Origin of the sequence: Agromyces sp. H66, from assembly GCF_004959775.1 — a bacterium.
Lineage (GTDB): Bacteria > Actinomycetota > Actinomycetes > Actinomycetales > Microbacteriaceae > Agromyces.
Map to the genome: position 1 here is coordinate 326,939 of NZ_SJZG01000001.1, position 14,887 is coordinate 341,825.

A 14,887-nucleotide genomic window follows, 5' to 3' on the forward strand; every position below is an offset into this window, starting at 1 on the left:
CCCGGCGCACCGACCGATGCCGGGACCGGGGGAGGGGTCGCATGGATTGGACCGAGCGTCATCTGGTCGACGCGTACGTGTTCGGCTATCCGCTCGTGTACAACGTGTCGTCGTTGCAGGCGATCGCCGAGCACGGCATGGGGGCGCTGCCCGCGGCCGGGTTCAACGCGTTCGCGCACAGCCCGTCGCTTGCGACACCCGACGAGCCGTTCGTGAGCGTCAACAACGACACGATCTACTCGATCGCGCAGCTCGACCTGTCGGGCGGGCCGCTCCTGCTGCACGTGCCCGACACGGGCGGTGCGTACTCCGTGCTGCAGTTCGTCGACGCGTGGACGAACAACTTCGCCTACGTCGGACGGCGCGCCACCGGCACGGCGGAGGCCGCCTTCCTCATCACGCCGCCCGGATGGTCGGGTGACGTGCCCGAGGGCGCGCGGGTGATCGAATCGCCCACCGACATCGCGACGATCGTGGGTCGCCTCGCCGTCGACGGCGATGGCGACATGCCGCGCGTGCGTTCCCTGCAGGAGCAGTTGACGCTCACCCCGATGGACGGCAACGGTCCGTTGCGCGGCATCCCGCACGCGGCATCCGGCATCACCGAGCACCTGCGCTTCTGGGACCTGCTGCGGCGGTGGAGCCAGGCGTTCCCGCCGTCGGCGGCCGATCGCGACTACCTCGCGAGGTTCGCGCAGTACGGTCTCACCGACCCCGGCAACCCGTACGGCGTCGTGTCCCGTGAACTCGACGAGCACCTCGAGCACGCCTTCGCGGCGGGCCGCAGCCGAGTCGAGGAGCTCGCGCGCGAGAGCGCCGGTGACGTCGTGAACGGATGGCAGGGCATGCCGCACGCCTTCGACTACAACATCGACCACCTCGGGCTCGGCACGATCGACGCGCCCGAGTGGAAGATCGGCGACCGCGAGACCGGCTACCAGGTGCGCGCCGCCTCGGCGCGCAACGGGCTCTGGGGCAACCACGGCTACGAGGCGTACTACGCGGGCGTCTACGTCGACGCCGACGGCGAGCAGCTGGGCGGATCGCGCGCCTACGAGCTGCGGCTCGCCGAACTGCCGCCCGCCGACGCGTTCTGGTCGATCACCATGTACTCGATGCCCGAGTACCACCTCGTCGCGAACCCCATCGCCCGGTACTCGATCGGCGACCGCACCCCCGGCCTCGTCACCGGCGACGACGGCTCGCTCGTCATCCGGATGCAGCACGAGCGCCCCGACGACGAGGCCGCCGCCGCGAACTGGCTGCCGACGCCCGAGGGCGACTTCCGGCCGATGCTGCGCGTGTACCAGCCTCGCGACGCGATGCTCGACGGCTCCTACGTCATGCCGCCCATCACGCGCGTCGCCTGAGGCCGCGCCCGCGCGCGAGGGCCTGCGATCAGGCGGTGACGGATGCCGCGAGGTGCGGGCCGACCGCGGCGTCGAACGCCTCGGCGGTGCGGGCCACCACCTCGGGCCACGGGGCATCCCAGATCTCCTGGTTGAAGATCTCCACCTCGATGTCGCCCGTGTACCCGGCCGCCTCGACGGCGCGGGTGAGCGCCGCGATGTCGATGATGCCGTCGCCCGGCTGGTGCCGGCCGAGCAGCACGTCGGCGGGCAGCGGCGTCTTCCAGTCGCACACCTGATAGGTCGCGATGCGGCCGGATGCCCCGGCGCGCTCGATCTGCGGCAGCACCTCGGGATCCCACCAGACGTGGAACGTGTCGACCGCGACGCCGACGACCGCGGGGTCGAACGGCTCGGCGAGGTCGAGTGCCTGCTTCAGCGTGGACACCACCGCACGATCTGACGCGTACATCGGGTGCAGCGGCTCGATCGCGAGGGTCACTCCGGCCGACCGAGCCTCTGGCGCCAGTTCCGCGATGGCATCGGCGGTGCGGGTGCGCGCGCCGACCAGGTCGGTGGTGCCCTCGGGGATGCCGCCCGCCACGAGCACGAACACGGCCCGCGAGCCGGGCGCGCCTGCCGCGGCGAGGGTCGCCGTCTCCTCGATCGCGCGGCGGTTGTCGTCCATCGCGGCGCGACGCTCGCGGCCCTCGGGCATCGTGAAGAAGCCGCCGCGGCACAGGGTCGAAAGGCGCAGACCCGAATCGCCGAACCGGCGCGCCGCCTCGGCGAGGCCGACCTCCTGCACGGGCTCGCGCCACAGCCCGATGGACTCGTAGCCTCCGGCTCGCACCAGCCGCAGGGCGTCGTCGAGCGAGGCGGTCCTGATGGTCGCCTGGTTCATCGACAGGCGCGGGTTGGTCCCTGAGCTGGTCGAAGGGGCGGTCATGCGAGTACCTCCATGTCGTCGTCGGCCGGATCGGATGAGGCGGATGTCGCGGCCGGGGATGCCGCGCCCGGGGCGTCGGCGGACGCGGGTGCCGCGGCCAGGCGGCCCGTCACGTCGATGCCGTTGATGGTGAGCAGCGAGTGCCAGCGGGCGGCGGCGAGCTCGGGACGCTCGAGCGCACCCGACGCGTTCGCGAGCTCGACGATGCGCGAGAGGTGCGGCAGGCTGCGCGCGGCATGCAGGCCGCTCACCATCTGGAACGCGGGCTGATGTCCGTTCAGCCATGCCAGGAACGCGACGCCCGTCTTGTAGTAGTAGGTCGGCGCGGCGAACACCTGCTGCGAGAGCGCTTCGGTGGGACCGAGGATGTCGCGGTAGGCGGCCGTGTCGTCGCGGTCGAGGGCCTGGATCGCCGCCGACGCATTCGGCGCGAGCGCCGCGAACGCGCCGAGCAGCGCATCGGAGTGGCCGAGCCCGTCGCCCTCGATGAGGCCGACGTAGTGGTAGTCGTCGCCCGTGAACATGCGTGCCGACTCTGGCAGCTTCCGGCGCACGGCGATCTCGGCATCGGCGTCGAGCAGGCTCATCTTCACGCCCTGTACCGCGTCGCGGTTGTACTCGATGATCTGCAGCAGGGTCGCCGCCGCGGCATCCGTGTCGTGCGAGCCGAAGTACCCGGCGAGCGCCGGATCGAACGCCGGGCCGAGCCAGTGCAGGATGACCGGCGCCCCGGCCGCCGCGAGCACCTCGCGGTACACGCGTCGGTAGTCGTCGGCCGTTCGCGCGGCACGGGCCAGGTGCCGGCTCGCCATGAGCACGACGCCGGCGCCGGCGTCCTCGGCGTGGTGCAGCTGCTCCTTGTAGGCATCGACGACCTGCTCGAGCGAGATGGTCTCGTCGTCGACATGGTCGGTGTTCACCCCGACGACGAGGTTCGCGCCCGCGGACGCCGCCTCGGCGGCACTGCGGGCGATGAGCTCGCGCGTCGCCGGGGCGTCGAGGCCCATGTTGCGCTGCGCCGTGTCCATCGCGTCGGCGACACCGAGCCCCCACGACCACACGTGGTGGCGGAACGCGAGCGTCGCGTCCCAGTCGATGTCGGCCGGCTGTCCCGGCGTGTTGTCGGCGTGCGCCCTGGGCACGACGTGCGCGGCCGCGTACGCGACGCGACTGGTGAGCGGATGCCGCGGCTTCGCGAACGCCGGCGGCTCGTGGAGCTGCATCGAGCGCACGGCGCCGGCCGCGTCGATGAGGGTGAGGTCGGTCATGTCAGCGGGCCCCGGTCAGCTCGGAGGAGGTCTCGGCTGCGGCATCCGTGGTGCTCGCGGCATCCGTTGCCAGGGTGACCTCGGGCAGGTCGATGCGGCGACCCTCGCGGCTGGACGCGAGTCCCAGCTCGGCGAGGAGCACGCCGCGGGCGCCGGCGAGGAAGTCGTAGCGGTTCGGGGCGTCCTCGACGACGTGTCGGATGAACTCCTCCCACTGCGTCTTGAAGCCGTTCTCGAAGTCGCGGTTGCCGGGAGACTCGATCCAGTCGCCCTCGTAGTCGTGCTCGTCGGCGAGGTCGGGGTTCCAGACCGGCTTCGGCGTGGCGTTGCGCGGCTGGATCTTGCAGCCGAACAGGCCCACGACGGCCGAGCCGTGCGTGCCGTCGACCTGGAACTCGACGAGCTCGTCGCGGTTCACGCGCGTGGTCCAGCTCGAGTTGAGCTGGGCGACGATGCCGCCCTCGAGCTCGAAGATCGCGTAGGCGGCGTCGTCGGCGGTGGCCGCGAACGCGCGACCCTGCTCGTCGACCCGCTCGGGGATCTCGGTCACCGCCCTCGCGTACACCGACTCGACGCGGCCGAAGAGGTTCTCGAGCACGTAGTTCCAGTGCGGGAACATGTCGACGATGATGCCGCCGCCGTCCTCGGCGCGGTAGTTCCAGCTCGGGCGCTGGGCGGGCTGCCAGTCGCCCTCGAAGACCCAGTAGCCGAACTCGCCGCGCACGCTCAGGATGCGGCCGAAGAAGCCCGAGTCGATGAGGCGCTTCAGCTTCTGGAGGCCCGGCAGGTACAGCTTGTCGTGCACGACACCGTTCTTCACGCCCGCCTCGCTCGCGAGGCGTGCGAGTTCGAGCGCCTCCTCGAAGCTCTCGGCCGTCGGCTTCTCGGTGTAGATCGCCTTGCCGGCCGCGATGGCCCTGCGGATCGCGGCGGCCCGTGCCTTCGTCACGAGGAAGTCGGCGTAGACCTGCCAGCGATCGTCGGCGAGCGCCTCGTCGAGGTTCGTCGTGTAGTGCTCGAGGCCGTGCTTCGCGGCGAGCTCGGCGAGCTTCTGCTCGTTGCGGCCGACGAGGATCGGCTCGACCTGCACGCGCGTGCCGTCGGAGAGCTCGACGCCGCCCTGCTCGCGGATCGTGAGGATCGAGCGCACCAGGTGCTGCCGATATCCCATGCGCCCGGAGACGCCGTTCATGATGATGCCGATGGTCTTCGGTGTCGTCGCGTCTGCCACGTGATGTTCCTCTTCGAGCATGGGGCGTGCGACGGGCTGAGCGGCCGTCGCACGACTATGGGAAAGCGTTTACCCGAGTGTAGGACACGGGGATGCCTCGCGCAACCGGCCGCGAGGCATCTGCTTGTCGGCCGGCCAGCCGTCCATTTCGGCGGATATACGATCGGGCGCGCCGGCCCGGGCGAGGATCTCGCGGCGCGGCGGATCGTATATCCGCAGGATCGTGCAGGAAATGGTTGGGCGGATGCCGCGGGGGCGGGTTTCGGGGGTGCCGCGGGCGGCCTCTCAACCCGCGGATTGGCGGATGCCGCGAGGGCGGCCCCGCCCCGCGGTGCGGCTCAGCGCGAGATGCCGGGCGTGGACTCGCGCAGCACGACCTCGGTCTGCACAGGCCCCTCGGCGTCGGCGTCCGTGTCCGCCAGCGCGAGGCGCAGCGCCCGGTGCCCGAGCTCCTCGAGCGGCACGCGCACGGTCGTGAGCGCCGGCGTGATGTCGCGCACCGTGGGGATGTCGTCGAATCCCGCGACCGCGACATCCGTTCCGGGCGCGAGACCGGAATCCCGGATCGCCGAGAGCGCACCGACGGCCATGACGTCGTTGGCGGCGAAGACGAGCTCGACGCCCTCGAGGCCGCGTTCGAGGAGCGCGCGCATGCCGCTGTAGCCGCCGTCGCGCGTGAACGCGTCGCGGATCACGTCTGCGTCGCGCAACTCGCCCCCGGTCGCGGCGAGCCCGTCGCGGAATCCGTCGACGCGATCGGCGGCCGTCCGCAGGCCCTCGGCGCCCGTGATGACGGCGAACCGACGATAACCGATGCCGACCAGCTCCCGGGCGAGCGCCTCGGCTCCGCGCCGGTTGTCGACCAGCACCGTGCGCAGGGCGAGCTCGTTGCGGCTGATCAGCACGACGCGACCGCCGGAGCGTTCGTACGCGCGAAGTTCCTCGACGAGTGCACCGCCGGTGGGGTCGGTCGTCGGCCGGGAGCCCGCGAGGATCATGACGCGAGGCCGCTGTCCGCGGAGGGTGCGCACCAGCTCGAGCTCTCGCTCGGGGTCGCGTTCGGTCGCGGCCATCGTGACGATGAGGTGCGCCGTGTCGGCCTCGGCGACGACGCCGGCCGCGATCGACGAGAAGTACGGGTCGGCGATGTCGGCCACCAGCAATGCGACCGTGGTGGTCGTGCCGCGCGCGACGGCCTGGGCCGAGAGGTTGGGGGAGTAGTCGAGACGCGCCGCGGCCTCCAGCACGCGCTTGCGATACTCGTCCTTCACCCGTCGTGTGCTGCCGTTCAGCGTGCGGGACGCGGTCGCGAGCGACACGCCGGCCTCGCGCGCGACGTCGTGCAGGGTCGCCGGCGCGTTCCGGCTCGTGTCGATGTCGATGTCGATGCCGATGCCGCTGTCGGTCATCCGTCCTCCTGCGTTCCACGCCGCTCGGGCCGCATCCACGCCGCCCCCGGGCGCCTCGACTCTAGCGCGCGCGTCGCCGTTCGACCTGAGAGGTTTGGCCGTGGGCCCATCGTGCTGGTAGAAATGAGTCCGATCCGAGATAGCGCTTTCTCAGTCGATTCCCGACCAGTCTCGCACATTGCGAGCAAGTTGTGGGAAGCGCTTTCTCGACGACGACGAACACGAGTGGAGCAACGCGATGGCGCAGCAGGAACGATACGGACTCATCGGCACGGGCAGTCGTGCCGGCATGTACGTGGAGGCGTTGTCGGGCCCGCACGCGGACGTCGCGCAGCTCGTGGCATGGAGCGACGTCAACCCGGGACGCCTCGACGTGTACGAGCGGGACGTGGTCGTGGCGGGGCATCCGGTGCCCGTGCGCTACCTCCCGGAGGACCTCGAGCGCATGATCGCCGAGCAGCGCCTCGACCGCGTGATCGTGACGACCCCCGACTTCACGCACGCCGACTTCGTCGTGCGGTCGCTGCGGGCGGGCGCCGACGTCGTCGTCGAGAAGCCGCTCACGATCGACGCCGAGAGCGTGCGTCGTATCGGCGAGGCCGTCGCCGAGACCGGTCGCGAGGTCATCACCACGTTCAATTACCGGTACAGCCCGCGCAACTCGACGCTCCGCCGGGTCATCGCCGAGGGCCGCATCGGCACGATCACGAGCGTGCACTTCGAGTGGGCGCTCGACACGGTGCACGGCGCGGACTACTTCCGCCGGTGGCACCGCGACAAGTCGAAGTCGGGGGGCCTGTTCATCCACAAGGCGTCGCACCACTTCGACCTGGTGAACTGGTGGATCCAGGCGACCCCCGTGCGGGTGTTCGCGAGCGGCGGCCTGCGCTTCTACGGGGCCGAGAACGCCGCGGCGCGGGGTCTCGGAGCGCGCCCCGAGCGCGGCACCGGGGCCGTCGGCGACCCGTTCGCCCTCGACCTGGCCGCGGAGCCGCGCATGAAGGAGCTCTACCTCGACCAGGAGCACCACGACGGGTACCTGCGCGACCGCGACGTGTTCGACCCGGGCATCACGATCGAGGACAACCTCGCCGCGCTCGTCGACTACGACACGGGCGTCACCATGAGCTACTCGCTCAACGCGCACGCGCCGTGGGAGGGCTACCGCGTCACGATCAACGGCACCGAGGGCCGCGCCGAGCTCGAGGTCGTCGAGCGCGGCGCCGTGCTCATCGGCGACGACGGGCGCGTCGTGGTCGACCCGAGCATGCACCCCGATCACTCGCCCGTCGACGAGGTGCGGCCCGACTCCGAGCGGCTCGTGCTGCAGCGGCACTGGGAGGGTGCGCAGGTCGTCGAGATACCCGACGGCATCGGCAGCCACGGCGGCGGCGACGCGTACCTGATCGAGCACCTCTTCCACCGGGTGACGGATGACGCGCCGCTCGACCGCGTGGCCGGCTACGCCGACGGCGTGAAGGCCGTGGCGGTGGGCATCGCGGGCAACCGGTCGCTCGAGACCGGCCTCCCGGTGCTCATCGCCGACCTCGAGCTCGGCATCTGAGGGCGGCCCGGGTCGCCGCAGCATCCGCACACGCTGTGCTCGCGGCATCCCGCGCGTGCTCGCAATAGCGGAGATACGATCCGCCTCGCCGGGCGCTCACCACGAGCGCCGGCGTGTCGGATCGTATATCCGCAGGAATGGGCGTGAGTGGATGCCGCGACGCGCGCGGTGCTCAACGGCCGCGGGCTCCGTCGACCGCGGTGTCACCCGGTACCGGAGCGCACCGGGATCACGGAACGGTCAGCACGCCGTCGATGCGACGCGGGATGCCGAGCACGTTCTCGTCGCGGAGTTCGGGCGGCAGCGCGGCATCCGGTGCGTCCTGGTAGGCCACCGGCCGTAGGAACCGGCGCATCGCCGTGACGCCGACGGACGTGTGGATCGAGGTGGTCGACGGCCATGGCCCGCCGTGCTGCTGCGCCCAGCTCACGGCGACGCCCGTGGGCCATCCCGCGAAGAGCACGCGCCCCGCGACCTCGGTGAGCACGGCGACGATGTCGCCGAGCTCCTCGCCGGGTTCGGCGTGCACGGTGGCGGTGAGGCTGCCGCCGACGGCGCGCACGGCGGCGAGGGCCGACTCGACGTCGGCGTACTCGACGATGAGGGTCGACGGGCCGAAGCACTCGGCCAGGAGCGCCGACGGGTCGGCGATGACGGCGTCGGTCGTGGTGGCGAGCACGACCGCCGAGCCCGTGCCCGGTTGCTGCGTGGTCTCGCCCGCGACGACCGTGACGCCGTCGTGGGCGGTAAGTCCCGCGAGCCCCTCCGCGAAGGCGGCGGCGATGCCGTCGGTGAGCATGGGTACGGGCGCCGACGAGCCCACTGCGGCCGCGACACGCTCGGCGAAGTCCACACCGGCGGGCACGAGCACGACGCCGGGGTTGGTGCAGAACTGGCCGGCGCCGAGCGTGAACGAGCCGGCGAGTCCTGCGGCGAGCTCGTCGGCGCGCGCGTCGAGCGCCGCCCGAGTGATGAGCACGGGGTTCACGGCGCTGAGCTCGCCGTAGAACGGGATCGGGTCGGGTCGACCCTGGGCGAGGTCGAACAGGGCACGGCCGCCGTGCAGCGATCCCGTGAAGCCCACGGCGCGGATCTCGGGATGCTGCACGAGCGCCACGCCCCGCTCCCGGCCGGTCACGTGCCCGAAGACGCCCTCGGGTGCGCCGGCCCCGGCGAGGGCCGTGGCTACGACCTCGGCCGTGCGCGCCGAGAGGCGCGGATGCGCCGAGTGCCCCTTCACGATCACGGGGCAGCCGGCCGCGAGCGCCGATGCGGTGTCGCCGCCCGCGACCGAGAACGCGAACGGGAAGTTCGAGGCGCTGAACACGGCGACGGGGCCGAGGGGCCGGAGCATCCGTCGCAGGTCGGGCCGGGGCGGCGTGGCCTGCGGGTCGGGGTGGTCGATGGTCGCCTCGAGGTGGGAGCCCTCGACCACGGCCGACGCGAAGAGCCGCAGCTGCGCGGTCGTGCGGGCGAGCTCGCCCGTGAGGCGCGGGGTGCCGAGGCGGGTCTCGTCGTCGGCGAGCGCGATGAGTTCCGTGGCACTCGCGTCGAGCGCGTCGGCGACGGCGCCGAGCCAGGTCGCGCGCTCGGCCGCGGTGGACGCGACCGTGACCGCGAAGGCGCGGCGCGCGGCGGCCGCGACCGCCGCGACGGCGTCGAGGTCCGTGCGGGCGACGGCGGTGCGGTTCTCGGTGTCGATGGCGGTCATGATTCCTCCGTGTGGATGACGGATGCCGCGGCATCCGTTCGGTCGTCGGCGAAGCGGATGCCGAGCCCGGGCTGTCCGGTCGTGCGCACGCGGGCAGCGTCGACGGCGACGGGCGACGGTGCGGCGAGCGCCCCGAGCGCCTCGAACGACGCGTCCTCGACGGCCTCGACGAGGTGATGTCCAGGCAGGGTCAGCGCGAGTTGCGCCGAGAGCTCGAGCAGCAGGTGCGGGGCGATGTCGATGCCGCGCTCGGCGGCGAGGCCCGCGATGGCGCGGAACGGCGTGATGCCGCCGACGCGCACGATGTTGGGCTGCACGAGGTCGACGGCGCCGGCGTCGATGAACTCGGCGAAGCGGTAGCGCGTGTACAGGTTCTCGCCGAGGGCGATGGGCACCTCGATGCGGCGGCGGAGTTCGGCGTGACCGGCGAGGTCGTCGGCGCGCAGCGGCTCCTCGATCCAGGCGAGGTCGAACGGCGCCAGCTCGCCGATGGCGCGCTCGGCCTGCTCGAGGCTCCAGCGCTGGTTCGCGTCGACCATGAGCCGGCGGTCGGGCCCGATGACGCGCCGCACGGCGGCGATGCGCTCGACGTCGCGCGCGACATCCTGGCTGCCGACCTTCACCTTCACCGCGTCGAAGCCCGCGGCGACCCAGCGCTCGGCCTGCGCCACGAGCTCGGCGAGCGGGTAGTGCAGGTTCACGCCGCTGCCGTAGACCTCGGCGGTCTCGTGCGCGCGCCCGAGGTGGTCGGTGATGCCGACGCCGGCACGCCGGGCGGCGAGGTCCCAGAGCGCGAGGTCGAGGCCCGCCATCGCGATGGTCGTGATGCCGCCGCCGCCGCCCTCGTGCAGGTGCTCCCACAGCGGCTGCCAGAGGGCGGATGCCTCGGCCGCGCGTCCGACGGCGAACGCGCGGATGTCGTGGTCGAGGTGCGCGCGCACCGCGGCGGCGCCGATCTGCGGCGTCCACGAGAAGCCGTACCCCGTGGCGCCCTCGGAGTCCTCGACCACGACCTCGACGAGCGACAGGTCGCGCACGTCGGGGCCCCACGGCCGGCGCAGCGGCACGCGGATGCCGCGCGTCGCGAGGCGCCGGATCGTCGGGGTGGTCGTCATCGTGCCGTCGCGTCCGCTGCGGCTGCCGGCGCGAGCCGCTCGGCCAGCGCGAGCCCGGTCTCGAGGATCGCCCCGAGCCGCGACTCCTGCTCGGGCGTGGGGTCGACGAGGGGTGGCCGCACCGATCCGACGTCGAGGCCGCGCAGCCGCAGGCCCGCCTTGATGAGCGAGACGCCGAAGCCCGGGGTCTCGTCGCGGAGCCGCACGAGCGGCGTGTAGAACTCGCGCAGGAGCGACATCCGCGTGGCCTCGTCGCCGTCGACGTAGGCGCGGTAATGCAGGGCCGCGAGCTCGGGGATCATCGCGAACGCCGCCGACGAGTACAGCGGGATGCCGATGCCGCGGTAGGCGCCCTGGCTCAGCTCGGCGGTGAGCAGGCCGTTGAAGAACTGCAGGTCGCGGCCCGTCGCCTCGGCGGCGAGCACGATCTCCTGCGCGAGGCCGATGTCGCCCGTGCCGTCCTTGAAGCCGACGACCTTCGGGTTCTCGGCGAGGCGCGTGACGGCGTCGGCCGTGTATCGCGCCGTGCCGCGGTGGTAGACGATGACGGGCAGGTCGGATGCCGCGGCCACGGCCTCGACCCACGCGACGAGCCCCGCCGGGGTGCCCGACACGAGGTAGGGCGGCAGGAGCAGGAGGCCGTCGGCGCCGGCCTCGGACGCGCCGCGGGCCAGCTCGACCGCGTGGCCGAGCGGCCCGCCGGCACCGGCGATCACCGGGACCCGGCCGTCGACGGCCTGCACCGTGGTGCGCACCACGTCGAGCGCCTCGCCCGCCGAGAGCGCATGGAACTCGCCCGTTCCGCACGCCGGGAACACCCCGCCGGGCGCGAACGGCAGGCGGCTCGCGACGTGTTCGGCGAGCACGTCGAGGTGCACGGCGCCGCCCACGGTGAACGGCGTGACGGGAAAGAAGAGCACGCCGTCGAAGGCGGGTGCGGATGTCGTCATGGGAGCCTCGATTCGGTGGCGGCGGGTCGGGGTCGTTCGGCGTCGGCGGGGATGGCGGCGGCCGCAGCGGCGAGCTCGGTGCGCCAGGTTCGCTCCGGGCGCCAGCCGAGGCGCGCGGCGGCCTTGTCGGTGGAGAAGACCGGCTCCGTTCCGATGAGCCGGTCGGCGTCCGGGCCGAGGCCGGGCGCCAGCTCGCGCCAGAGCTCGGCGACCGGCCGGCGTGCGAGTGCGTCGGCGGCCCCGACGAAGAACCCCTCCCCGTCGACGACGTCGGCCGGAGCGGCGAGCCAGGCGTCGGCGAATGCGGCGGCGTCGCGGGCGTCGACGTAGTTGAACAGGCTCACGGCCGCGAGTGCCGGATCGTCGAGACGCTCGAGCATGGTGTGCCCCTGCTGGGTGGGCGCGCCCGCCCACTCCTCGGGGGAGACGACGTAGCAGGGCCGGAAGTATCCGTACGCCCCGGCGGCGGTGCGCGAGAACGTGCGCACCGTCTCCTCGATCAGGAGCTTCGAGAGCGCGTAGGCGTTCGACGGCTCGCGGGGGTGCGTCTCGTCGATCGGCACCGTGCTCGCGCGCCAGCCCGGCGTGCCGTAGCCGATGACGGTCGGGCTGCTCGCCGCGAGCACGCGTCCGACGCCGGCGCCCGCGGCCGCCGCGAGCACCGAGTGCGCGAGCGAGGCGTTGGTCACGAGGATCTGCAGCTCGGGGGCGCTGAACGGCACGGCGATGCCGGCCAGGTGCACGACCGCGTCGGGGCGCACGTCGTCGATGAGCAGCTGGGCCGCCCGCTCGTCGAGCAGGTCGACCTCGCGCTCCGCCACGCCCGGCAGGCCGACCGCCGCACGGTCGGCGCCGACGACGGTGTGCCCGGATGCCGCGAGCCCCATGCTCAGGGTGCGGCCGAGCCGGCCCGACGACCCCGTGACGACGACCCGCATCCATGCTCCTTGCCTGCCGGTGGCGCTTGCCTCGCGCGGCACTCATCCGCGAACGGGTGAGAAACCGCTTTCTCGGATGCAGCCTAGGCGATGCCCGAGGTCGCGGGCAACTCGGCGGCTAGACTGAGGAACCGGTTTCCCGATCGCACGGAGAACGCCGGCATCCGAACCGGCACGACGACCGGCCGCCAACGATGGCGGCGGAGAGGGGTTGGCATGGGGGAGCGCAGTCGCGGCGTGACCATCGCCGACGTCGCCGCGCACGCGGGGGTCTCGCAGGCGTCGGTGTCGCGCGTCCTGAACGGCAAGCAGACCGTCGACCCCGGCATCGTGCGCCGCGTGCAGGCGTCCATCGCGGCCCTCGGCTACGCCCCGAGTGCGGCCGCGCGCAGCCTCGTGCATGGTCGCAACGACACCATTGCCATGGTGGTGCCCGATCTCGGGAACCCGCTCTTCCAAGGCATCCTGCAGGGCCTCAGCCTCGCGGCGGCCGCCGACGGCTACCGCGTGCTCGTCGCCGACACGGCGGAACGCGTCGACGAGGAGGAGGCGACCGCCCTCGAGGCGCGCCACCGGTGCGACGCCCTCGTGCTCTGCGCACCGCGCATGCCCGAGACACGGCTGCGGCGCGTGGTCGACCGCGTCGCGCCCGTGGTGGTCGTGAACCGGCACCTGCCCGGCGCCGACGTGCCCATCGTCGGGGTCGACTACGTTCGCGGCATCCGCGACCTCGTCGAGCACCTGCACGGTCTCGGACATCGGCACCTCGCCTACCTCGGCGGGCCGCCCTCGAGCGCGTCCAACGCCGAACGGCTGCGCGGTGTCGAGGAGGCCGTCGCCGCGCATCCCGAGATGCGGATCGACGTGCATCCCGGCGGGTCGCGGCTCGACGACGGCTACGAGGCCGCCGAGACCGTGCTCGGCGCGCGCGAACGCGGCGTCACGGCGGTCATGGCGTACAACGACCTCGTCGCGCTCGGCCTCATGACCCGCCTCCGCGAGCTCGGCGTCGACGTGCCCGGCGACCTTTCGGTGGCGGGATTCGACGACGTGCCCATGGCCCGGTTCGCGCTGCCGCGGCTCACGAGTCTCTCGGTGCCGCGCGGCGAGCTCGGTGCCCAGGTGTGGGCGCGCCTGCGCACGCTCATCGCTGGTGGTCCCGTCGAGCACACCGTGCTCTACCGTCCGCGGCTCGAACCTCGGGAGAGCACCGCTCCGCCGCCCGCCACCGCCACCGCTGCCGCCGCAGGGAAGGACCGCGCATGACGCCGACCGCCTCCGAGTCGACGGCCGTGCCGGGGCCGGTCGCGGCCGATCGCGCCGTCAAGCGCGAACGGATGCTCGAGCTCCTCGGCCGCTTCGGCGCCGAGTCCATCGTGCTCCGCTCGCACACCGCCGTCGCGTGGTACCTCGACGGGGCGCGCACGCACGTCTCGCTCGCGGCCGACCCGGTCGCCGCGGTCGTGGTGCGCCGTGACCGTGACGAGGTGCGCGTGTTCGCGAACGAGGCCGAGCGCCTCCTCGCCGAGGAGCTCGGCGAGGCATCCGGATTCGATCTCGTGCAGGTGCCGTGGCACGACCCGCTCACGCCGCCGGGCCTCGCCGAACTCGACGAGGCGGATGCCGCGGCCGACCTGCGCGCGGCACGCGCCTCGTTGCTCCCCGGCGAACTCGCACGCTACCGGGCGCTCTGCCGCGAGGTCGCCGAGGTGCTGACGGATGCCGCGACCTCAGCCGATCCGCACGACTCCGAGCGCGACGTGGCGGCACGCATCGCGGCCGACCTCGTGGCGCGGGGCATCGACCCGCTGGTGACGCTCGTCGCCGGACGATCGAGGCTCGGCTTCCGACATCCGCTGCCGACCGGCGCCGCGCTCGGCGACCGCGCCATGCTCGTGGCGTGCGGGCGTCGGCACGGCCTCATCGCCAACGCCACGAGGTGGGTGCGGTGGGGCGGCGACGTCGACCGCGAGGCGGAGCGACGCATCCACCAGGTCGAGGCGGAGTTCTTCGCGGGCACGCGCATCGGCGGCACCATCGGCGAGGCGTTCGCCGCCGGCATCGGCGGCTACGGCGCGCACGGCTTCGATCCCGAGGAATGGCGACGGCATCACCAGGGCGGCGCGGCGGGCTACGCGGGACGCGACCCGCGCGGCACCGCGCAGGTCGCCGACCGCGTGCAGGCCGACCAGGCATTCGCGTGGAATCCCACGGCGCCCGGCGTCAAGGTCGAGGACACGGTGCTCGTGCGCACGTCGGGCATCGAGGTGCTGACGGTGGATCGGCGCTGGCCGACGGCGCAGGTGAACGGGATCGATCGACCGATCGAGCTCCACCGTGTAGGCTCGGGATAACGCTTTCCCATGTTCCACGCGGGTCGAGGGGGCCGCTCAGCGGCCTTCG

Annotated in this window: 12 protein-coding genes; 4 read left to right on the plus strand and 8 right to left on the minus strand. The window is 72.9% G+C overall.

The features are described from left to right. Positions 1–41: 41 nt before the first annotated feature. Positions 42–1,370, plus strand: coding sequence for a DUF1254 domain-containing protein (locus EZM51_RS01640; protein ID WP_136706401.1), 1,329 nt, complete (start codon positions 42–44; stop codon positions 1,368–1,370). A gap of 28 nt (positions 1,371–1,398) precedes the next feature. On the opposite strand, the gene EZM51_RS01645 is transcribed toward EZM51_RS01640, so the two are convergent. The 4 genes from EZM51_RS01645 to EZM51_RS01660 all read right to left on the minus strand — a co-directional run bounded on the left by EZM51_RS01645 (position 1,399) and on the right by EZM51_RS01660 (position 6,206). Beyond that, complete coding sequence (locus tag EZM51_RS01645; protein ID WP_136706403.1) at positions 1,399–2,298, minus strand: sugar phosphate isomerase/epimerase family protein; 900 nt, start codon at positions 2,296–2,298, stop codon at positions 1,399–1,401. Further along, positions 2,295–3,566 carry a DUF993 family protein gene (locus tag EZM51_RS01650; RefSeq protein ID WP_136706405.1) on the minus strand — a complete coding sequence of 424 codons (1,272 nt, stop codon included), beginning with the start codon at positions 3,564–3,566 and terminating at the stop codon, positions 2,295–2,297. The genes EZM51_RS01645 and EZM51_RS01650 overlap by 4 nt, the downstream gene beginning before the upstream one ends. A gap of 1 nt (position 3,567) precedes the next feature. Next, positions 3,568–4,758 carry a Gfo/Idh/MocA family oxidoreductase gene (locus tag EZM51_RS01655; protein WP_248305441.1) on the minus strand — a complete coding sequence of 397 codons (1,191 nt, stop codon included), beginning with the start codon at positions 4,756–4,758 and terminating at the stop codon, positions 3,568–3,570. Positions 4,759–5,135: 377 nt separating this feature from the next. Continuing rightward, the gene (locus EZM51_RS01660; protein ID WP_136706409.1) at positions 5,136–6,206 is read right to left on the minus strand and encodes a LacI family DNA-binding transcriptional regulator; all 1,071 of its coding nucleotides are present in this window, start codon (positions 6,204–6,206) and stop codon (positions 5,136–5,138) included. Between the two features lie 238 nt (positions 6,207–6,444). Between EZM51_RS01660 and EZM51_RS01665 the strand changes: the two genes are divergently transcribed. Then, a complete protein-coding gene (locus tag EZM51_RS01665; RefSeq protein WP_136706411.1) occupies positions 6,445–7,770 on the plus strand; it encodes a Gfo/Idh/MocA family oxidoreductase in 1,326 nt (441 codons plus the stop codon). A 229-nt stretch (positions 7,771–7,999) separates the two neighbouring features. Here EZM51_RS01665 and EZM51_RS01670 read toward each other — a convergent pair whose 3' ends face one another. The 4 genes from EZM51_RS01670 to EZM51_RS01685 are packed head-to-tail and all read right to left on the minus strand — an operon-like array spanning position 8,000 to position 12,484. Next, positions 8,000–9,481, minus strand: coding sequence for an aldehyde dehydrogenase (NADP(+)) (locus tag EZM51_RS01670; protein WP_136706413.1), 1,482 nt, complete (start codon positions 9,479–9,481; stop codon positions 8,000–8,002). Further along, positions 9,478–10,596, minus strand: coding sequence for a mandelate racemase/muconate lactonizing enzyme family protein (locus EZM51_RS01675; protein WP_136706415.1), 1,119 nt, complete (start codon positions 10,594–10,596; stop codon positions 9,478–9,480). The genes EZM51_RS01670 and EZM51_RS01675 overlap by 4 nt, the downstream gene beginning before the upstream one ends. Further along, positions 10,593–11,546, minus strand: a complete 954-nt coding sequence (locus EZM51_RS01680) for a 5-dehydro-4-deoxyglucarate dehydratase (protein ID WP_136706417.1) — start codon at positions 11,544–11,546, stop codon at positions 10,593–10,595. Before EZM51_RS01680 ends, EZM51_RS01675 begins: the two co-directional genes overlap by 4 nt. Further along, the gene (locus EZM51_RS01685) at positions 11,543–12,484 is read right to left on the minus strand and encodes an NAD(P)-dependent oxidoreductase (RefSeq protein WP_136706419.1); all 942 of its coding nucleotides are present in this window, start codon (positions 12,482–12,484) and stop codon (positions 11,543–11,545) included. Before EZM51_RS01685 ends, EZM51_RS01680 begins: the two co-directional genes overlap by 4 nt. A 216-nt stretch (positions 12,485–12,700) precedes the next feature. Here EZM51_RS01685 and EZM51_RS01690 point away from each other — a divergent pair, with 216 nt between their 5' ends. Together EZM51_RS01690 and EZM51_RS01695 are read left to right on the plus strand one after the other, a co-directional pair. Beyond that, positions 12,701–13,750, plus strand: coding sequence for a LacI family DNA-binding transcriptional regulator (locus tag EZM51_RS01690; RefSeq protein ID WP_136706421.1), 1,050 nt, complete (start codon positions 12,701–12,703; stop codon positions 13,748–13,750). Further along, positions 13,747–14,838: a M24 family metallopeptidase gene (locus EZM51_RS01695; protein WP_248305408.1), complete on the plus strand. Its 1,092-nt coding sequence runs from the start codon at positions 13,747–13,749 to the stop codon at positions 14,836–14,838. The genes EZM51_RS01690 and EZM51_RS01695 overlap by 4 nt, the downstream gene beginning before the upstream one ends. Positions 14,839–14,887: the final 49 nt, after the last annotated feature.